This window comes from Paenibacillus sp. MY03, assembly GCF_002165585.1.
GTDB lineage: Bacteria > Bacillota > Bacilli > Paenibacillales > Paenibacillaceae > Pristimantibacillus > Pristimantibacillus agaridevorans.
In genome coordinates, this window is the sequence record NZ_MXQD01000025.1 from 81,146 (window position 1) to 99,657 (window position 18,512).

Annotated in this window: 19 protein-coding genes; 4 read left to right on the plus strand and 15 right to left on the minus strand. The window is 53.3% G+C overall.

Annotation, left to right across the window (positions count from 1 at the left end; all coding sequences use genetic code 11):
• Nucleotides 1–20 precede the first annotated feature (20 nt).
• The 5 genes from B1748_RS20240 to B1748_RS20260 form a co-directional block, all read right to left on the minus strand.
• The gene (locus tag B1748_RS20240) at nucleotides 21–893 is read right to left on the minus strand and encodes a hypothetical protein (RefSeq protein ID WP_087569757.1); all 873 of its coding nucleotides are present in this window, start codon (nucleotides 891–893) and stop codon (nucleotides 21–23) included.
• 1,023 nt (nucleotides 894–1,916) lie between these two features.
• Complete coding sequence (locus tag B1748_RS20245; RefSeq protein ID WP_087569758.1) at nucleotides 1,917–2,531, minus strand: nitroreductase family protein; 615 nt, start codon at nucleotides 2,529–2,531, stop codon at nucleotides 1,917–1,919.
• Between the two features lie 69 nt (nucleotides 2,532–2,600).
• Nucleotides 2,601–3,470 carry a VOC family protein gene (locus B1748_RS20250; protein ID WP_087569759.1) on the minus strand — a complete coding sequence of 290 codons (870 nt, stop codon included), beginning with the start codon at nucleotides 3,468–3,470 and terminating at the stop codon, nucleotides 2,601–2,603.
• 215 nt (nucleotides 3,471–3,685) lie between these two features.
• Nucleotides 3,686–4,429: a ThuA domain-containing protein gene (locus B1748_RS20255; protein ID WP_087569760.1), complete on the minus strand. Its 744-nt coding sequence runs from the start codon at nucleotides 4,427–4,429 to the stop codon at nucleotides 3,686–3,688.
• 49 nt (nucleotides 4,430–4,478) lie between these two features.
• Complete coding sequence (locus B1748_RS20260; RefSeq protein ID WP_087569761.1) at nucleotides 4,479–5,522, minus strand: Gfo/Idh/MocA family protein; 1,044 nt, start codon at nucleotides 5,520–5,522, stop codon at nucleotides 4,479–4,481.
• Nucleotides 5,523–5,659: 137 nt separating this feature from the next.
• Here B1748_RS20260 and B1748_RS20265 point away from each other — a divergent pair, with 137 nt between their 5' ends.
• The 3 genes from B1748_RS20265 (at nucleotide 5,660) to B1748_RS36495 (ending at nucleotide 7,117) form a co-directional block, all read left to right on the plus strand.
• Nucleotides 5,660–6,544 (plus strand): AraC family transcriptional regulator, encoded by an 885-nt coding sequence (locus B1748_RS20265; protein WP_087569762.1) that lies wholly within the window; start codon nucleotides 5,660–5,662, stop codon nucleotides 6,542–6,544.
• Nucleotides 6,545–6,604: 60 nt separating this feature from the next.
• Nucleotides 6,605–6,751 (plus strand): hypothetical protein, encoded by a 147-nt coding sequence (locus B1748_RS36925; protein ID WP_179215700.1) that lies wholly within the window; start codon nucleotides 6,605–6,607, stop codon nucleotides 6,749–6,751.
• 93 nt (nucleotides 6,752–6,844) lie between these two features.
• Nucleotides 6,845–7,117, plus strand: a complete 273-nt coding sequence (locus B1748_RS36495) for a hypothetical protein (protein ID WP_143810345.1) — start codon at nucleotides 6,845–6,847, stop codon at nucleotides 7,115–7,117.
• A gap of 476 nt (nucleotides 7,118–7,593) precedes the next feature.
• Here the strand turns inward: B1748_RS36495 and B1748_RS37605 are convergent, their stop codons facing one another.
• The 8 genes from B1748_RS37605 to B1748_RS20305 all read right to left on the minus strand — a co-directional run bounded on the left by B1748_RS37605 (nucleotide 7,594) and on the right by B1748_RS20305 (nucleotide 13,449).
• On the minus strand, nucleotides 7,594–7,716 hold the full coding sequence (locus tag B1748_RS37605) for a hypothetical protein (protein WP_256975786.1): 123 nt from the start codon (nucleotides 7,714–7,716) through the stop codon (nucleotides 7,594–7,596).
• 83 nt (nucleotides 7,717–7,799) lie between these two features.
• Complete coding sequence (locus B1748_RS20275) at nucleotides 7,800–8,822, minus strand: DNA-3-methyladenine glycosylase family protein (RefSeq protein ID WP_087569764.1); 1,023 nt, start codon at nucleotides 8,820–8,822, stop codon at nucleotides 7,800–7,802.
• A gap of 114 nt (nucleotides 8,823–8,936) precedes the next feature.
• On the minus strand, nucleotides 8,937–9,632 hold the full coding sequence (locus B1748_RS20280; protein ID WP_087569765.1) for an ABC transporter permease: 696 nt from the start codon (nucleotides 9,630–9,632) through the stop codon (nucleotides 8,937–8,939).
• Nucleotides 9,625–10,548, minus strand: coding sequence for an ATP-binding cassette domain-containing protein (locus tag B1748_RS20285; RefSeq protein WP_087569766.1), 924 nt, complete (start codon nucleotides 10,546–10,548; stop codon nucleotides 9,625–9,627). The genes B1748_RS20280 and B1748_RS20285 overlap by 8 nt, the downstream gene beginning before the upstream one ends.
• A 96-nt stretch (nucleotides 10,549–10,644) precedes the next feature.
• Entirely contained in the window at nucleotides 10,645–11,604 is a 960-nt protein-coding gene (locus tag B1748_RS20290; protein WP_087569767.1) for a sensor histidine kinase, read from the minus strand.
• Nucleotide 11,605: 1 nt separating this feature from the next.
• Complete coding sequence (locus B1748_RS20295; protein ID WP_087569768.1) at nucleotides 11,606–12,313, minus strand: response regulator transcription factor; 708 nt, start codon at nucleotides 12,311–12,313, stop codon at nucleotides 11,606–11,608.
• A gap of 4 nt (nucleotides 12,314–12,317) precedes the next feature.
• Nucleotides 12,318–12,746 (minus strand): disulfide oxidoreductase, encoded by a 429-nt coding sequence (locus B1748_RS20300; protein WP_087569769.1) that lies wholly within the window; start codon nucleotides 12,744–12,746, stop codon nucleotides 12,318–12,320.
• 10 nt (nucleotides 12,747–12,756) lie between these two features.
• Nucleotides 12,757–13,449, minus strand: coding sequence for a DsbA family protein (locus tag B1748_RS20305; protein ID WP_087569770.1), 693 nt, complete (start codon nucleotides 13,447–13,449; stop codon nucleotides 12,757–12,759).
• Between the two features lie 208 nt (nucleotides 13,450–13,657).
• Here B1748_RS20305 and B1748_RS20310 point away from each other — a divergent pair, with 208 nt between their 5' ends.
• The gene (locus B1748_RS20310) at nucleotides 13,658–15,880 is read left to right on the plus strand and encodes a heavy metal translocating P-type ATPase (RefSeq protein WP_087569771.1); all 2,223 of its coding nucleotides are present in this window, start codon (nucleotides 13,658–13,660) and stop codon (nucleotides 15,878–15,880) included.
• A 1,298-nt stretch (nucleotides 15,881–17,178) separates the two neighbouring features.
• Here the strand turns inward: B1748_RS20310 and B1748_RS20315 are convergent.
• Entirely contained in the window at nucleotides 17,179–17,949 is a 771-nt protein-coding gene (locus B1748_RS20315; protein ID WP_087569772.1) for a sugar phosphate isomerase/epimerase family protein, read from the minus strand.
• A gap of 151 nt (nucleotides 17,950–18,100) precedes the next feature.
• Nucleotides 18,101–18,352, minus strand: a complete 252-nt coding sequence (locus tag B1748_RS20320) for a DUF7667 family protein (protein WP_087569773.1) — start codon at nucleotides 18,350–18,352, stop codon at nucleotides 18,101–18,103.
• Nucleotides 18,353–18,512 lie beyond the last annotated feature (160 nt).

Consider the following 18,512-nt stretch of genomic DNA (forward strand, 5'->3'; position numbering starts at 1 on the left):
TGGCCTGTCGCCTCATAAGCCTAATAGAAGATATACGCCAGCGCCCCGCCAGGCGGTTCCGTCCACCTTCCATTGCGGACCGGCTCACCCGTCTTCATATTATAGGATGTGAAGTCGAACGACAGCTTGCCGCTGCTGTTTTTGAAATTCGGCAGGGCATCGAGCCATTTCTCCGCTCCTTGCACAATGATGTTGCGCATCGAAGGGATATCCTGCCCGTATTGGCGCTTGGCCGTCTCGTAAATCTGTATGTAGAGCAACTGCGGATACAGCTCATACCAGAAGCTTTGGCCGGTTGACGTATTCGTTCGGTTCAACACCATATTTTCGCCGTTTGCGGTATTGTGAAAGCCGTTTGCCATTTCCGCCAAATTGTAGCCGTACTGGTCGGTCTTGTCGATACCCGCGAGCATGCCGGACAGCAGCGGGGCCAGCGTCGAAATCGCCTCTTGGCCTCCCGGTGTCATTGTGCCTTCCCCCGAGCCATTGACGTGGCCGATGTATGAGGGGAAACCGAACATTCGGCCGTACCCGTTGCGGTTGGTGTCATCCCAATAGCCAATCGGCATGTAGGATTCCGTCTGATCGACAGGCACGTATTCCGGATTCGCGGCAAAAGCGAACAACAAATCGTCCAACCTTTGCGCCATCCCGTCAAAATCCATATACCGGTAATTGCTGGCCCAATCGGTCATTCGATCCACTTTGCGCACCGATTTGGCGGCGACAGCCGCGCCGACCGCCTCCCCTCCATCGGACGGATTCGCAGCCGCCGCTCCGACCGTCGCGCTCCCGTCGGACGGATTCGCAGCCGCCGGGCCGGCGTACAATAAGGACCCGAACACCGCTCCCGCAATAAGCGCAGCCGTTGTCCGCTTTATTGATTTTTTCATATCTTTTTCAAACCTCCCCGTCATTTATTCGTGCTTTCCCACAGTATAAAGCCGGCTGAAGACGAGGGGTTACATGTCTATTTGTCAGGATATGGCGGTCGTTTTCTCTAATTCGCGCCGTCGGACAAAAAAACATCCCGGCCATGGATTTTTTCTATCGTTATCCGAACCCCATCTCCTCACGTCAACGTCAACGTCAACGTCAACGTCATCGTCCACGAGACCCTTTTTAACGGTAAGACGACTCCCTTTCCTTGGTGCCACTCGAACCGCCCCACCGCGCGCTGGGAGCTGCGCGCGGTGCAGATACCCGCACCATTTAGATTGAAATGCACGTGTAGTTATACTCCGCTTTGTTGGCAATTGAACCACATCACTCCGACGGGTGATTGGAGGTTAATGTTTGCGAGTATACCTCCCACACAATCTATAATAGACGGCAGAGGCGCTTTTTTTGCCGATTTTCTGGTTAACACACCCTGCGAGCGGAGAGCGAATGGACTATTATAGCGGAAATATCCGCTTTATTGGGCTAAGCCGGGGGAGATCGCACCGTTAAAGCGGAATTATCCGCTTTATTTGGCTGAGCCAGGGGCGAACGGTCTAGTATAGCGGAATTATCCGCTTTATTGGGCTGAGCCAGAGGCGAATGGACTTTTATAGCGGAATTATCCGCTTTATTGGGCTGAGCCAGAAGCGAATCGACTTTTATAGCGGAATTATCCGCTTTATTGGGCTGAGCCAGAGGCGAATGGACTTTTATAGCGGAATTATCCGCTTTATTGGGCTGAGCCGGGCGAATGGACTTTTATAGCGGAATTATCCGCTTTATTGGGCTGAGCCAGTGGGGCAGAACAAGCGAATAACGTGGACGAATGAAGTTTTATGCTTCATTTTCTCCTGGAGCCAGGCCATGCGGCAAATTTGTTCAGAAGTCCTTGGAGTTGCATCATTTCCTAAACAAACAACAAAAAAGAAAAGCATGCCCCGAGCTAATGTCGGAGCATGCTGTATAGGAAATTATTATTTCACGAACCTTACGCGCTCGGAGAGCGGTTGAACTTGTTTGTCGCCGGCCGGAGCTGTCACTTTGCCGAAAGGCATCTGAGCCAGCAGCTTCCAGCTTGCCGGAATGTCCCACTCCGCTTTCACCTTGTCGTCGATCAGCGGGTTGTAGTGCTGCAGCGAAGCGCCAAAGCCTTCCAATTCCAGCGATGTCCAGATGACGTATTGCAGCATGCCGCTCGATTGGTTGGACCAGACAGGGAAGTTGTCCGCGTAAGCTGCAAACTGCTTCTGCAGGCCTTCAATGATCGCCGTGTCCTCGAAAAACAACACCGTGCCGTAACCCGCTCCAAATGCGTTCATTTTGTCCTGAGTCGGACCAAATTGATCCGCAGGCACGATTGCTTTCAGCGTATCCGTCGTGATGCTCCACAGCTTATTGTGCTGCTCGCCAAGCAAAACAACGACGCGCGCGGTCTGGGAGTTGAAGGAGGAAGGCGTGTATTGAACCGCATGGTTAACGACTTCCTGAATACGTTCGTCGGAAACAACCCGTTCGTTGCTGATGGCGTAGATGGAACGTCTCGCTTGTATTGCCGTGTAGAAGTCCTTAGTTGCTGTTAATGTTCCCATGATAATACCTCCGTATGTCGTAGTTGATTTTTTTTCGTTGATAATGCGTTGCGCCAGTTTGAACAATACCTATGAACGGGAGACCAGCAGTCTTACTCCGATGCCGAACGGATCTCGCAGATATACGGCATCCTGCCGCTCTTCGAAGGAGTAACCTGCTTCGGTGACGGAAGACGTCAGTTTATTCAGCTCTTCTTCGTCCGGCAAAACAATCGTAAAGTAATCGATCCCGGTTCCTTTGCCCGATACAGGCGGAGCGCCGACTCCCGCCCAAAGATTAAGACCGACATGATGATGATAGCCGCCAGCCGCGATAAACAGAGCGCCCATTCTCATCCAATCGGCAACAATGTCGAAGCCAAGCACATCGCAATAGAAGCCTCGCGCCTTGGCCATATCTCCCACATGGAAGTGAACATGTCCCATCGTTGTGCCGGGGGGAAGTCCGCGCCAGTTCTCGTTTCCCGCTTCCGCCAGCAAGCCATGCCAGTCGATGGGATCGCTTGCCATCCGTACGGTTCCATCGCTATTAAGATTCCACTCGGACCGCGGCCGGTCTCTGTAGATCTCGATTCCGTTCTGGTCCGGGTCGGACAAGTATAGCGCTTCGCTGACAAGATGATCGGCTTGGCCGATTGCCACGCCCTTATCCACCAGATGTCTCAATGTAATGCCCAGGTCCTTCCTTGTCGGCAACAGAATCGCAAAATGGTACAATCCGCTATGCGAACGTTCCGGGGTAACGACTGCTCCCGGTACTTCTTGCAGCACGAGCAGAGTCGTCTTGCCGTCGACCGTCAGCTCGGCGGTTCGCTCATCGTGTTTCCTCAGAAGCTTAAGACCAATGACTTCTTCATAGAATGCAAGCGAACGGCTCAAATCGCTCACTCTTAGCTTAACCTCGCCCAGCGATATGCCGGGATGTAATTTATGGGGCATTGGAAGCTTGACCTCCCATTTCGTTGGATTTAATTTATTGTTACTTACTATTTGTAAGTATATATTGCTTATTAACTTAAGTCAAGCGCAACGTTCCAAAACAAATCCGCAGAGCTTTAATGAGCTTGTGGATTTTTGGTCATTGTTATTCCGCAAAACGAAAAACCCGCTCCGGCCGAAATGAATCGACAGGGCGGGCTATGACATGCAGCCGATTATTTAACAATGCTTACACCGATCCGCTCAATCGGCTCCGTACGGCCCGCTACCGAGGTCGCGCCTGGCGTTGGCGCAGCCCAGCGGACGGCATTGCCGATGACCTTAAGCACCTCGGACTGATGATAGACGGGGAAAGTCTCATGGCCTGGACGGAAGTAGAAGATTTTGCCTCTGCCCCTGCGGTAGGTACAGCCGCTGCGGAACACTTCTCCGCCTTCGAACCAGGAGATAAACACTAGTTCGTCGGGTGTCGGGATTTCGAAGCGTTCGCCGTACATTTCTTCCTTCGGAATTTCGAAGTAGTCGCCTAACCCTTCCGCGATGGGATGTCCGCTTTCGATGACCCAGACACGCTCGCGTTCGCCATCGTCGCGCCACTTCAGCGTGCCCGTCTTCGTGCCAAGGAGCCGCTCGAAGATTTTGGAGGCATGCCCGGAGTGAAGAACGATGAGGCCCATTCCGTCCAGTACGCGGTCGCGCACCTTTTCCACGATATCATCGCGCACTTCGCCGTGCGCCAGATGACCCCACCAGAGCAGTACATCCGTATTCGCCAGCACCTCGTCCGTCAGCCCATGTTCCGGCTCGTCCAGCGTCGCCGTTGTTACCTCCACGCTCTCCGCTTGCAGCAAGTAATCGCCGATGGCATTGTGGATCCCTCTCGGGTAAATTCCCGCCACATGCTCGTTTTGCCTTTCGTGCCTGTATTCGTTCCAGATCGTCACTTTTAATGTCGTCATGGTATAACGGCCTCCTTCTATTATGATTCCCAATTGATTCTAGAGCCTCTTACTCCGCCGATACCCAGCGTCCTTCCGCAAACGATTCGATAATGGCATCGATCGTACGCTGATTCATGTACCCATCCTCGATCGTCGCGTTTAGCCCGTCGTCCTTTCCCCTTACCAGATCGAAAAACGATTGCATCTGCTCGGCTTTATGCAACTCCGGTATGTCAAGAAATCGGAAGCCGCCTTCTTCGTCGTCAAAGTTGCCTTCCAGCGTATCTTCGGCTTCGAGACTGTAGACGAGCGAGCCCTTGGAGCCGTATATTTCGATCCGTTGGTAATTGCCTCGTCCGTAAGCGAAGCGCGAAATTTCCATCGAGGACGAGATCCCGTTTTCCATGCGGCCAAGAACATGGCAGAAGTCGTCTACATCAACCTCGCCTTTGCCGCTGCCATCAGGCAAGCTGCGTTCTCGGACGATCGTATCGCCGTGACCGACTACGCTCGTCGTCTCGCCAACCAGGAAACGATGCAGGTCGAGAATATGCGAGCCAAGATCGCCTAATGCGCCTGAGCCGGACAGCTCCTTGCTAAAGCGCCAATAGAGCGGAACGTCCTCGGGAATCGCCCAGCCCTGCAAATATTGGCTGTACACATGGCGGATCGTCCCCAGTTTGCCGGACTGGATCAATTCCCTTGCATAACGGGCCGCACTCCTGTACCGATACGAAAAACATACAATATGCGGAACCGGCTTATCGGCCAGCTCCTCGCGGAGCGCGAGCGCTTCGCGCATATTCAAGGCAATCGGCTTCTCCAGCGCGAACGGCTTGGCCGCCCGAATCGCATCAAGCGCAACCGCAAAGTGATTGTTGTTCGGCGTGCCGATCATGACGGCATCTACTTCCTTGTTCGCTAGCAGCTCCTCGTGGCGCAAGTACCGTCTTTCCTGCGGAATGCCAAGCGCTTCGCCCCGTTCCTCCAATGCTTTTGCATTGACGTCGCAGATAGCGAACAGCTCCGCATCGGGACTGTTCTCGATACCCCAAATATGATAATTGGCGATGCCTCCCATGCCGATGACACCGATCTTCAGCTTTTCCATAGTCACCATCCATTCCTTCATATCGCTTGCATGTTTCCACCACAGTATAGAATGTGCTAGACTATTCGGGAATGTGAGATCGTGACGATTTTTGTATAAAACCGACTTTTAATACTCTGGGTAAGGATGGGACGGACATGCTGGAGATGAATGTAGAGCGCGTGCCGAAGATCGAATTAATGGGCTTCGTATCTTATGGTACGCCATGGATTCACTTCTTCCGCAATACGGACGAACATGTTCTGTATGTGATCAAAAGCGGGGAGCTTCATATGAGAGAGGAAGGCCGCGAATACGTGCTGCGGCGAGGCGACATGTTGCTGCTGGAGCCGGGACTCGATCACGAGGGGACGAATAAGGCTGTCTGCGACTATTATTTTTTCCACTTCCGGCATTCCGGACTTACGCCAACGCCCAGAGTGATTGACCCTGCGGAGCTTGCCCGAAGCTACGTGCTGGATGACGATGATGGTCGCGGCCAAGTGCCTCTTCATTATTTCCCCAAACATTGTACGATCTCCGACAAAAACAGCTTCCAACAGCTCATGCGCGCCATGAACGAATTGCTGCTGCTCTACCGGCGCAAGCATTACAATCGAGGGGTGACCGCGCTTCGATTTTCCGAGTTTCTGATCGAGCTGTCCCGCGAATATTTGCTCGGCGTGTTGCAGAACGAAGGCGGCAAAGGCTCGAAGGCAATTACGAAGGTACACGCGCTGCTCGACTATATTCAGCAGCATTATACCGAGAAGCTGACAAGCACGGAAATCCAGGCGGAGCTGGAAGCGAACTACGATTATTTGAACCGCGTATTCAAGGAATATACGGGCGAGACGATCATGCGCTACGCCAACAAAATCCGGATTCAGCATGCGCAGGAGTTGATAAGGGCCACGCCAATGAGCTTCGGCGAGATCGGTTATCTGGTCGGTCTGGAAGATCCCTATCACTTTAGCAAGGTATTCAAGCAATATGTCGGCCTGTCGCCTATGCAGTACTATAAGAAGGTGCGGGAGATGTAGCTGGCTGACTGTTGGAAATAGGATGGAGAGTAGTTGGGGTGGCGATGGGATGGAGGGTGGATGAATTTGCGTGAACGCGCTTTGGCAGCTTGTCTGCCAGTTGGTGCGTTATCGGGTATGGAGGTAAATACGCGGAACGCGCTTGGAAGCACATTCGCCAGTTGGTGCGCTATCGGCTATGGAGGTATTTCGTGGAACGCGCTTTAGCAGCACATTCGCCAGTTGGTGCGTTATCGGGTATGGAGGTAATTACGCGGAACGCGCTTGGAAGCACATTCGCCAGTTGGTGCGCTATCGGCTATGGAGGTATTTCGTGGAACGCGCTTTAGCAGCACATTCGCCAGTTGGTGCGTTATCGGGTATGGAGGTAATTACGCGGAACGCGCTTGGAAGCACATTCGCCAGTTGGTGCGCTATCGGCTATGGAGGTATTTCGTGGAACGCGCTTTAGCAGCACATTCGCCAGTTGGTGCGTTATCGGGTATGGAGGTAATTACGCGGAACGCGCTTGGAAGCACATTCGCCAGTTGGTGCGCTATCGGCTATGGAGGTATTTCGTGGAACGCGCTTTAGCAGCACATTCGCCAGTTGGTGCGTTATCGGGTATGGAGGTAATTACGCGGAACGCGCTTGGAAGCACATTCGCCAGTTGGTGCGCTATCGGCTATGGAGGTAATTACTTGGCACGCGCTTTGGCAGCACATTCGCCAGTTGGTGAAACAGCGACTATGTGCCTGCTTAGCTTTGGCTTTCTATCTACATTTAATAGGAAAAGTGCCCACTAATTCCAGCGTAGCGCCAACATTTCCGCGAAGAAAGGGAATTTCTCCCTCTAATTCATTCAGCCTGGTGTGATTTCGACCGTTCCCCCCATATTAGATGGCACTTTTCCCTCTATTTGAGTCGCAAACGGCAAATCGGGCATAATAGAGGGAGGTTTTCCCTCTATTGGTCTTGGTAACTTGCAAAATATTCGTTGGCTTCGAGTTTGTGGTCGCATGCTGATAATTAGCCATATATAGAAGGGACCTCTATTGTGAAGCACGCCGCTACGTTGTTACTTGCCCTCTGCGCCTGTGTGCCTGTGCGCCTGTGCCTGCCTCAGACTCTGCCTGTACCTGCACCTCTGCGCCTGTGCCTGCCTCTGCCTCTGCGCCTGTGTGCCTGTGCACTTTTGCCTGCCTCTTCCTGTACTTGTACCCGTGCATTTGCCTGTGCCCGCCCCCGCCCTCGCATATGTACAAAGAAGGCCGCTCTAATAGAGCAGCCTCCACAAGTAAAAAGTCGCGTACGCCTCCCAGCCCGTCCAGCCTTGCGACATGGCAGAAAGCTCTCCCTTGGTCGGTTTGCGGCTCTCGCCAGTCAACGACTTAATCGCGTTATGCAGACCAACGTCGTCGATCGGGAATGCGTCCGGGTAACGAAGACATCGCATAATGACGTAATGGGCCGTCCAGGGACCGATGCCCCGCCGACTGACAAGCACGCGCTCGGCTTCCTTTATACTGCCCGATGCCAGCAGCCTCTCCTTCGTCAACTCGCCCGATGCCACGGCCGCAGCCGTGTCGATGAGGTATTCGCTCTTCCGCGTCGTCATTCGCAGCGGTTCAAGCTCCTCTACCGTCAGCCCCGCGATCGTCTCCGGCTCCGGGAACAGCCAGTAGGCATGCCCCACATGCTCGATGCATCGGCCATATCGTTCGACCAGCCTACGCTTTAGCGTGTACGCGAACGCCAGATTAATCTGCTGGCCAATAATTCCCCAGCATAACGCTTCGAACAGATCCGGTATGCCCAGCAGCCGAAGACCATGGAAGCGGCGAATGGGCTCCCGAAGCCAAGGATCATTCTCCGCCAGCGAATAGAACGGAGTCAAGTCCCGCTCCAGATCAAACCATTCGCGCACGTAAGCAATTGCTGCGGAGGTAAGAGACTCCTTGGCAGACAGAGACCGCGGACCACAAACATCCTTCGATGCCGCCTGTTCCTGCTCCGACGCCAACAGCAGCACCGGCTCTCTGCCGGCAGATTCCTTTTCGGTTCCCGTGAAGCCGGAGAGACCGGCAACCGCAACTGGCTCCGTCAATCGCTCCAGCTTCACCCCGCCTTTATCGCCTTCACTCACACGCCACACAGCCCCGTAGACCCCATCAGTTATCGCCTTATAGACCGCACCGGCATCCGTGCGGAACAGGCATTCGTTCGCCGAACGCTCCAGATAGGCCAGATTATGACCAAAATGAAAGCCTTCCGGGGCGGGCAAGTTGATCGTCTCCATCGCATATCACTATCCTCTCGGCCTACTCTTACTCTTTAGTTGTACCACAGAACGTCGGCCGGAGGTTTTCGGGATCTTGTTGTTCTACTCTTGCTCTATTTCACCCTGTCGTCCTTAGCCTACGTCCACCTTGTCTATGTCGCGGAAGCTCCAGAATGCCAGCAAAACGCCGATAGCCGATAACGAGAGCGGGATCGCGATGATGGAGCTCAAGGTAAAGCCCATATTGTTGGAGGCCACCAGCATGACGATAAGAACGGCGGATACAATCGTCGCAACCACGGACTTCTTCCTCATGCCGAAGAGGAGCGGCAGAAGACTGATACCCGCAGCTCCGATGGCTTGCATGAGTATCGTCAAACCGTGTTCGTACAGAAGCGAATTGCTCCATTGATCATTAACGTAACCCATATTTTCGTTGATGATAAGGAAGATTGTGCCGACGAGCACATTCGCTATAACAACGTTCGTAAACGTCCATATGAAGACGATCGACAGCTTGGCGTACATAAGCTTCTTCCTGCTGACCGGATAAGCGAACAGAAGCCCCATCGTTTTGTCCCGGAATTCGCTAATGACAAGTTTGGACAGCAAAGCCGCCCCATAGATGATGAACGTAGCCCGGACTAACACGTCGATCATCTCCAGCATGTCCGGGTAACTCGCGAAGATCGGTTCTTCCGAGATCGGACCTTCGGTGAAATAGATAAGCGCCAGGAAACCGGCGATGATGCCGTATGCCAGCACGGAACCCCATGCATAACCTTTTAGATGTCCTTTGCGCAGCTCGAGTTTAATGAGATTAAGCATGGACCGCACCTCCTTTGGTCAATTCCAGGAAGAAGTCTTCGAGCGAATGATGACGCCGATTTATGGACTCCACGGATACGCCGTTTAGAATAAGTCCCTTTGCCAATTCGTCCTGCGGCACATTCCTGTCATATACTCTCAGCGTGCGTTCGCCGATAAGCTTGAAGTTCCGAATACCCAGCTTCTCCTCCAGCACGTATGCGGCTTGCTTGGCATCGGCCGTCACGATCTCCACGTAATCGGTCCTGGATGCGCGTATATCCTCCATCGTCACTTCCCTGACAAGAACGCCCATATCGATAACGCCGATGACATCGGCCACCTGCTCGATCTCGCCCAGAAGATGGCTGGATACGAGCAGCGTCATTCCGAATTCGTCGCGAAGCCTGCGGAACAGCGACCTCATCTCCTGAATGCCGGAGGGATCCAGGCCGTTGATAGGCTCGTCGAGCAGCAGCAGCTCGGGACGCGTCGAGATCGCTCTTGCGATACCCAGACGTTGTCTCATGCCAAGCGAATACTGTTTGACCGGCTTGCCTTCGATGCCGATTAGTCCCACCATGCTCAGCGACTCCTTCATGGCGTCCTGGTTGTAGAACCCCATATATTCGCCATGCAGCGCCAGATTTTGTTCCGCCGTCAATTTCTCGTAGAAGACCGGCGTCTCGATCATATGGCCGATTCGCTTGAGAGGCTCCACCGAACCCGGAAGCATCCTGCTTCCGAACAGTTCAATCTCGCCCCCGGAGGGTCTGACGAGACCCAGCAGCATCTTCATCAAGGTCGACTTGCCTGCCCCGTTGGGACCAAGGAAGCCGTAAATACTTCCCTTTTTAACCGTCATATTGACGTTTTTTACGATATCCGCTTTGCCATATGTTTTGCTAAGCAGCCGCGTCTTTATTACATCCGTCATGTCGTTCACTCCCCGCCAGATTTCGATCTCTTGCTGATCTGGTTCTATCTTATCGCGGGCCCCTCTCTTTTTCCTTTCCCGTTTCTTACTTATTTCTTACTCTCCTCGCCTTGCCCCTGCGGAACGCGGCATCGTCAGCTTAAACGTCGTGCGGACGAACGGCAAACTGGATACTCCGATGACCCCGCCCATTCGTTCGGCTAGCCGCTTCGTAATTGTAAGTCCAAGCCCGCTCCCCTGCGAATGTTTGTTTCTGGAGTCATCCAGCGTGTACAATCTCTCGAAGACCCGATCTTGATCGGCAGCGTCAATGCCCCGGCCACGGTCCGTTACTTCGATGACGGCTTCGCTCCCTTCGGCGTACAGCGACAATCCCAAGTAACCGCCATCCGAGCCGTAACGCACCGCATTGGACAACAGATTGTTTAAAATGCGACCCAGCGCCTCTTCGTTTGCGTATAGCCAGACAGGCTCTTCCGGCAGTTTAATGTCTACCTCCAGCCCCTGGTCCGACAGCAGATCGTAGAAGGCCAGCACGCCGTTTCTGCAAACCTCTCCCGCATCCACCATCGACAGCGCCAGCTCGGAATCCCCTGATTCCAGCTTGGCGAGATCAAAGAACGCGTTCATAAGCTCCAGCACTTCTTCCGTCTTCCGGTGCACTTTCTCTAACAACCGGAGGCGTTCTTCCGCGGTCATATTCACATTTTTGGCCAACATCTCCGCATATCCCAAGACGACGGTGAGCGGCGTTCTTAAGTCGTGGGACACGTTGGCAAGCATTTTGCGCATGGCCCTCTCCGTCATCGCATAGTCGGCAGCCGACTTGCCGGCACGGTCCAACAGATCGTTTATCCCGACCAGCAGCTCCCGCACGGCATGGGATTCAGTCGTTAACAGGATTCGTTCCGTCGATTGGTCCGAAGGAGCTTGGGCTATGTCGTCCAGTTTCCCCTTGATATAAGCAATCTCCCTCTGATAAGCGCGATTGCGCAGCCTCTCTCTCACGGCAAAAAACAGCAGCACGGCAGCCGGCAACAACCACAGCCCTGCCATGCTACTGTTCTCCCAGACGATAGCCGATGCCCCATAACGTACGGATGTAGCGGGGATTCGACGGATCGTCTTCAATCTTCTCGCGCAGGCGCCGCATATGTACGTTAATCACATTCTCGTCGCCGTAATACGTGTCGTTCCAGACAAGCTGATACAACAACGCTTTGGTATAAACCCGTGTCGGGTGCTCCACGAACAGCTTTAGAATTTGGAATTCCTTGGCGGTCAGCTTTAGTTCCTCGCCTCTCTTCGTTACGATGAAGTTGGAAGGATCCACGATCAAATCGCCAACCGTTAGCTTGTCCGACGTGACTTCTGCTTCGTCCGCGATAACCTCCGAATACTGAGTCGCCCTGCGAATGGAGGCCGCTACGCGCGCCGACAACTCCAGCAGCGAAAAGGGCTTCGCGATATAATCGTCCGCGCCGAATCGCAGCCCAAGCGCCTTGTCCACCTCTCCGTCCTTGGCCGACAAGATCAGGATCGGCACGCGGCTGCGCTCGCGGAACCTCTGCAAAACGTCAAGTCCGTTCATCTTGGGCAACATGAGGTCGAGCAGCACCAGATCGAAGCTCTCCGCGCGGAATGTTTCAAGCGCGGCAACGCCGTCACGAACAACCGTGACGGCGTAGCCTTCTTTCGTCAAATAATCTTCGACCATCTCTCCGATGGAGAGATCGTCCTCCACGAGCAGCAATTTGCCAGACATATTCTTATTCTCCTTCTTGCTCGTTGTCCCGTTTCTTCGCGACGAGAAGCAAGATCGTGATGAGGGTAAATCCCGTCAACGCGAGGAAAGGAATCGTAATAAAGCCCAGCCAGTTGATCCACTCGGTCGTGCACGGAACGCCGTTCGTGCAAGGGCGCACCTTCTCGAACCCGGGGATTTTCTCCATCATATAATGGAAGGTCGAGACGCACATGCCGACGATGGAGAGCGGCAGCACGTATTTTTTTATTTTAAAATCGTCGTAAAACGCTGCAATGCCAAGAATAATGCTAAGCGGGTACATCAATATGCGCTGGAACCAGCACAGATCGCAAGGGATGAATTCGCGAATTTCGCTGAAATACAAGCTTCCGAGCGTCGCTATGACAGCGACCAGCCAGGCGAAGTACAACGCGTTCCTCCTGAATGCCATGAGCCCACCCCTATTCCAGGTTCGCTTCGATCGCCGCTTTAATCGCCGCGTAATCGAACGGATTTGCGATTTGCGTCTCGTTAATCATGATGGTTGGCGTTTGGTTGACGTTGAACTTCTCGTACAATGACTTGTCCAAGAGATACTGTTCCTTCATCTCGTCGGATTTCATAATGGTTCGGAAGACGGTTTCGTCCAGGTCCGGAATGGTTGCTTTGGCCACTTCCACGGCTTTGTCCTCCGTCAGCCATACCTCATCGTGCTCGGAAGTCGGCTGTTCGTCGTACAGCGCCTTGTGGAACGCCCAAAATTGATCGGGATAGGACTTCAACACCGCTTCGCTCGCCAGAGCTCCGTAAACGGATGGCTGTTTATGGAAATCAACGTTAACGTACGCAAACGTAGCCTTGCCCGTATCGATGTAATCCTTTTGCAATTGCGGCCACACCGCCTCTCCCCAATATTTGCAGGACGGGCACATGTAGTCGCCGAATTCGACGATGGATACTTTGGCGTTCGCATCGCCCATCACCGGCTGCGACTGAGTGGAAGGCGCGCTGGCCAGTTCCTTGTTTTGTCCTTCGCTTTTCTTCTGTGTCTGATTAATAATAACGAGCAATACGATGATCAGTACGACAATAGCCGTATACAATACGAAATTGCGTGACCCCGATTTTTTCTTGCGCCTAGCTTGTGCACTCATTCCATTTTCACCTCGTTTGGTTTATGTCATTTAGCGTACCATAATAGTCGGACATCCTCTACATCCCCCAGAGGGAAAAATCGAACATTTTTTTACGATTGATATGAAAGTTACTTTAACAAAGAATGTGTATTTGACAGAACAAGCTAAATAATAATATCATATGAACAAGTATTCATATGTTGAGACGAGAAGGAAGGCGAGCGGTATGAAGCAGTATCAGGTGAAGGGACTCTCCTGCGGCGGCTGCGCAATGCGGCTGGAACAAGAAATTCGGGAACTTGAGCATGGCGAGGGAGCTACGCTTAATTATAATTCGGGCAGATTGCGAGTCAACGAAGAGATCTCCATGGATGCCGTGCGCCGCATTCTGAAGTCGGACGGCGCCTCGCTCTCGGCTGCTCCAGCGGATGCCGCAGCGCATACCGAGGCAGCCGGAAGCATAAATGGTCATGCCCACTCGCATGCGGGGCAACGGATCCACTCCCATGACGACCACGAGATTGAGCACGGGCATGACCATGCCGAACATGGAGACGAACATGACCATTCCCATGGCAGCGGTTGGACGAAGCTGAGGCCCGTCCTCGCCGCGGCCATCTTATATGTCGTTGGACTTCTGCTTGATGGGCGAGCGGAGTCCTGGATCGTTGTGACCATTTATTTGGCGGCGACCGCCATCAGCGGATATTCGACCTTCATGAAGGGTCTCCGCAATCTGCTGCGGTTCAAATTCACGATGGATACGCTGATGACCGTTGCGCTCGTCGGCGCCATTGCGATCGGCGAATGGAAAGAAGCGACGCTGGTAGCCATCCTGTTCGGACTGAATGAATGGCTCGAAGGACTGGGTATGGAGAAAGCCCGGCGTTCCATGGATGCGCTGCTCAAGACGGCGCCTAAGGAAGCTCGCAAGATGGAGGGCGGTCGCGAGGTGATCGTGCCCATACTTGCGCTTGCCGCGGGCGATATCGTAAAGATCAGACCAGGCGATCAAATTCCTTCCGACGGCGAAGTGATCGAAGGGGTCAGTTCGGTTAACGAAGCGGCCATCACGGGCGAATCCTTGCCGCTCTACAAAGCCGCCGGCGACATCGTTTTAGGCGGCAGCCTCAATCAGGACGGCCTGCTGCTCGTGCGAATTACGAAGGCGTACCGAGACTCCTCGCTCGCCCGTATCCTTCATCTCGTGCAAGAGGCTCAAGAGACAAAGACGCCTACGGAAATGTTTATCAACAAGTTCGCGCGTTATTATACGCCCGCCATTATGATCATTGCCGTCATCGTCATGTTGGCCCCTCCCCTGCTCTTCGGAGGAGACTGGTCGACTTGGCTGTACCAAGGATTATCCGTCCTGATCGTAGGATGTCCGTGTGCCCTCATCCTGGCTTCGCCGATCGCTATCGTTTCCGGTATCGCACGCATGGCAAGGCATGGCATTCTCGTCAAAGGCGGCGTTCATCTGGAGCAGCTTGGAAAGCTGGAGCTGATCGCCTTCGACAAAACAGGCACATTGACCAAAGGAAAACCGCATGTGACGGAAGTGCGGGTCTATGACCAGGAGCGCCTGTTCCGCGTAGCGTCCCTCATCGAGAGCGGCTCGACCCACCCGCTTGCCAAAGCCGTGTTGGAGGAAACAATCCGAAGAGGCATTACGGATGCCGGAGAGACGCCGTCTTCCCTCCGCACTATAGCGGGGGTCGGCATGGAAGCCGACATCGACGGAAGCATCTACAGACTCGGCAATGAGCTGAGCGCCTCTCATCTCGATATGCCGGAGCAGGTTCGAAACGATATTGAAGCGCTGAAGGCAGCCGGACTCACCCTTGCGATCGTATCTGACGACTCGGCGGTGCTTGGTTTGTTCGGCATCGAGGACGAGGTTCGCGAAGAAAGCCAATCCGTCATTGCGGCCATTCACGGACTCCATATTCGTAGAACGGTCATGCTGACAGGCGATCATGAGAAGACGGCGCGCAAAGTTGCGAGGCGGATAGGCGTATCGGAAGTAAAGAGCGGCCTGCTTCCGGAGGATAAAGTAGACGCGATTCGCGCATTGGCGGCGGAAGGACGCGTCGGCATGGTTGGCGACGGGGTCAATGACGCTCCCGCTCTTGCCGCCGCCACGCTTGGCATCGCTATGGGCAAAGGTACGGACAGCGCCATGGAGACGGCCGATATCGTACTGATGCAGGATCACCTTGGCAAGCTGCCTTATGCGATGCGGCTTGCAAGGCGCGTCGACCGGATTATACGGCTAAACATCGGCATAGCCCTTGGCCTGAAGCTGATCGCGCTCCTTCTCACGATTCCAGGCTGGCTCACGTTATGGATCGCTATTCTGTCCGACATGGGAGCGACGATTCTGGTTACTCTAATCGGTCTCACTCTATTTTTGGAGCGCAAGGAGAGCAGCACGGCGCAGGGCTGACGGACGATCTGATCATTTTCGGGCCGGACGGGTCGAGGCCTCGGGGCTTGCGGACGATCTTATCTTACTCGGGCTGGATCAAGTCTCGGAGCTGACGAACGATCTGATCATATTCGGGTAGGATCGAGGTCTCGGAGCTGACGGACGATCTGATCATATTCGGGTAGGATCGAGGTCTCGGAGCTGACGAACGATCTGATCATATTCGGGTAGGATCAAGTCTCGGAGCTGACGAACGATATGATCATATCCAGGCTGAGTCGAGTGTCGAGGCGGTTATGCCGACAAATATAGCTGCAAGAACTGGCGCCGACCTTTGTCGGCGCCCCGCTTTCCGCTTTATGAATCAGCCAGCGGCGACTGCGCAGCAACTTTACACTCTACTGGCGTACGGAGTATTCATCGCTACATTACCGCTCGGTGAGGACACTTTTTTTGCAAAGCAGTCGGCAAAACAATTGTATTTTTAGCCTGAAACGTGGCCTTCTCTCCACAATTTGTATGCCCCGAGGCTCGTGGTTTCTCAGCAATTTGCCTAAGTTTCGTGTCTTCACCACAATTTGTATGCACTGAGTCTCGTTGTTTCTCCACAATTTGTACGTCCCGCGGCTCGTTGTTCTCTACAACTTGTAAGTCCCACGGCTCGTTGTTTCTCCACAATCTGTATGTACTGAGTCTTATCCTCTCTCCCTAATTGTACATATCTACACAATTTCACAGACTTTACCTACCCCAACTCAGCAAATTGTACAAATATACACAAATACTCGCCCCATATTGAAACTCGAGAGCTTTCCGATCCATAATTTGTGTATAATTGTACAAATTCACGGAAAACTAGCACTTACGCAGTTATATTTGTGTATTTTCGTACAATTGTTAATCGACTAAACGTAACTGAAGAGCAGATACCAGTGTATGTCTGTAATTGTACACGTATGCATAAGATGGATCACGCCCAACACATTCCCCCACTATGTGCTTTGGTATGTAACAGTTCATTGCGCATAAATGACCGTAATCAAACTGCAGGATCACGGACCCGCATTTTAGTCTGTTCTCAAAAGTTACTCACGTGTAGGTAGAGGTTGAGTAGGGAGAAAACGCTTCCGGAACGGAGCCCAAACCGACGTGTACTGGCAATTCCAAAGCTTCTGCTTCTCAATCGCGGCTTCCAGAACCGTCGTAAGCGCGCCGTAACCGAGATGCGTAGCACAGCCGTATTCAGTCCGGTATAGAAAAAACTAAAAAGCCTTCGGTCCCACTAGCGGAACCAAAGGCTTTTTCCTGATTTAATACTAGTCCGTCGCCAGGGAGCTCAAATAACGGTAGCTGATCGCCAGGCTTTCGAACGGATCGCGCAAGCAGACATCCTGCTCCACCACGTACCACTCTACGCCGATCTCGCGACAAGCGTCGATGATAGCCGGGAAGTTCATATTGCCTTCGCCGATCTCCGCGAACACTTGCTTGTTGTCGACGATCGCCATGTCCTTGAGATGCACGACGCGCATGCGGCCGTCAACCTCCCGCACCGCTTCTACTGGGCTCGCGCCGCCGGCTTGCACCCAATACATATCCAGCTCGAAGTGCACCGCATCCTTGTCGCTGTCGCCTTGCAGGATGGCCATGCCCGTTCTGCCATCGTAATTCGTATATTCGAAGTGATGGTTATGGTAGATGAATTGCAGGCCATGCTCCTTCAGCTTGCGGCCAATGTCACTGGCAATGCCGGCAAATTCGGCATAACCCGCGCCGCCCGAATTACGGAACGTTTCCGGAATGGAGCCCAGACCGACGTATTGGCAGTTCCAGAGCTTATGCTTCTCAATCGTTGCTTCCAGATCCGTCGTAAGCGCGTCGTAACCGACATGCGTGGCGCAGATCGTCAGGCCGTATTCATCGGCAATCGCTTTCACGATCTCCGGAGCAATGGGGCCGACACCGGACACTTGCACGGCCTCGTAGCCGATTTCCTTCACCTTGCGCAGCGACTCTCTCAGACCTGCCTCATCCTTGCAAAACTCTCTAAGCGTGTATAACTGGGCTGCTATCATCGATTTTTTCATAACAAGCTCGCCGCCTTCTCATCGTTATTGGTAGGAATGCTTAACCTTATACGATGAGTATACCACTTCCAATCGCGGCCGCTTGTCTCGTATTAACGACTGCTGCCGTCCCGTTTGACTCTGGTTGCACTATTGAAAAAAATGCTGGAGCTTAAATAAGCTTGGCTTCAATCTGTTCGATCTTGGCGCAAAGCTCTTGATGCCATTCGGCATCTCCGGTCGTGTAGGCGACAAAGGCGACCGACTTGAGCGAATCCAGATTGGAGACAAGATCGAAGTTCACCTTCAGACAATGTTCCAGCTCTCTCTTCTCCAGCGGAGACAACATGTGATACCCTCCGATCGCCCTCGCTTTGAGCGTTAGCTCCGCCATGCGGCGATGCACGGAATGAATGCCAACCATGAAACATTCCCTCCTTTGATTAGATCCCATAATCGCGGTCTTATCAGCATGTCCGCTTGGCTGCGATCTCAAACCCATGAATTCCCGTCGTACTGCCGCTCCCGACGAACACCCCATTGTACTCGCTTTTTCATACACATCCGCCCGTTCCTACCTGCCA

Bases quoted from the DNA above. Each gene is read 5' to 3' on its own strand.
- B1748_RS20240 (WP_087569757.1), bottom strand. From the start codon at position 893: ATGAAAAAATCAATAAAGCGGACAACGGCTGCGCTTATTGCGGGAGCG.
- B1748_RS20245 (WP_087569758.1), bottom strand. From the start codon at position 2,531: ATGGGAACATTAACAGCAACTAAGGACTTCTACACGGCAATACAAGCG.
- B1748_RS20250 (WP_087569759.1), bottom strand. From the start codon at position 3,470: ATGCCCCATAAATTACATCCCGGCATATCGCTGGGCGAGGTTAAGCTA.
- B1748_RS20255 (WP_087569760.1), bottom strand. From the start codon at position 4,429: ATGACGACATTAAAAGTGACGATCTGGAACGAATACAGGCACGAAAGG.
- B1748_RS20260 (WP_087569761.1), bottom strand. From the start codon at position 5,522: ATGGAAAAGCTGAAGATCGGTGTCATCGGCATGGGAGGCATCGCCAAT.
- B1748_RS20265 (WP_087569762.1), top strand. From the start codon at position 5,660: ATGCTGGAGATGAATGTAGAGCGCGTGCCGAAGATCGAATTAATGGGC.
- B1748_RS36925 (WP_179215700.1), top strand. From the start codon at position 6,605: ATGAATTTGCGTGAACGCGCTTTGGCAGCTTGTCTGCCAGTTGGTGCG.
- B1748_RS36495 (WP_143810345.1), top strand. From the start codon at position 6,845: ATGGAGGTATTTCGTGGAACGCGCTTTAGCAGCACATTCGCCAGTTGG.
- B1748_RS20275 (WP_087569764.1), bottom strand. From the start codon at position 8,822: ATGGAGACGATCAACTTGCCCGCCCCGGAAGGCTTTCATTTTGGTCAT.
- B1748_RS20280 (WP_087569765.1), bottom strand. From the start codon at position 9,632: ATGCTTAATCTCATTAAACTCGAGCTGCGCAAAGGACATCTAAAAGGT.
- B1748_RS20285 (WP_087569766.1), bottom strand. From the start codon at position 10,548: ATGACGGATGTAATAAAGACGCGGCTGCTTAGCAAAACATATGGCAAA.
- B1748_RS20290 (WP_087569767.1), bottom strand. From the start codon at position 11,604: ATGGCAGGGCTGTGGTTGTTGCCGGCTGCCGTGCTGCTGTTTTTTGCC.
- B1748_RS20295 (WP_087569768.1), bottom strand. From the start codon at position 12,313: ATGTCTGGCAAATTGCTGCTCGTGGAGGACGATCTCTCCATCGGAGAG.
- B1748_RS20300 (WP_087569769.1), bottom strand. From the start codon at position 12,746: ATGGCATTCAGGAGGAACGCGTTGTACTTCGCCTGGCTGGTCGCTGTC.
- B1748_RS20305 (WP_087569770.1), bottom strand. From the start codon at position 13,449: ATGAGTGCACAAGCTAGGCGCAAGAAAAAATCGGGGTCACGCAATTTC.
- B1748_RS20310 (WP_087569771.1), top strand. From the start codon at position 13,658: ATGAAGCAGTATCAGGTGAAGGGACTCTCCTGCGGCGGCTGCGCAATG.
- B1748_RS20315 (WP_087569772.1), bottom strand. From the start codon at position 17,949: ATGAAAAAATCGATGATAGCAGCCCAGTTATACACGCTTAGAGAGTTT.
- B1748_RS20320 (WP_087569773.1), bottom strand. From the start codon at position 18,352: ATGGTTGGCATTCATTCCGTGCATCGCCGCATGGCGGAGCTAACGCTC.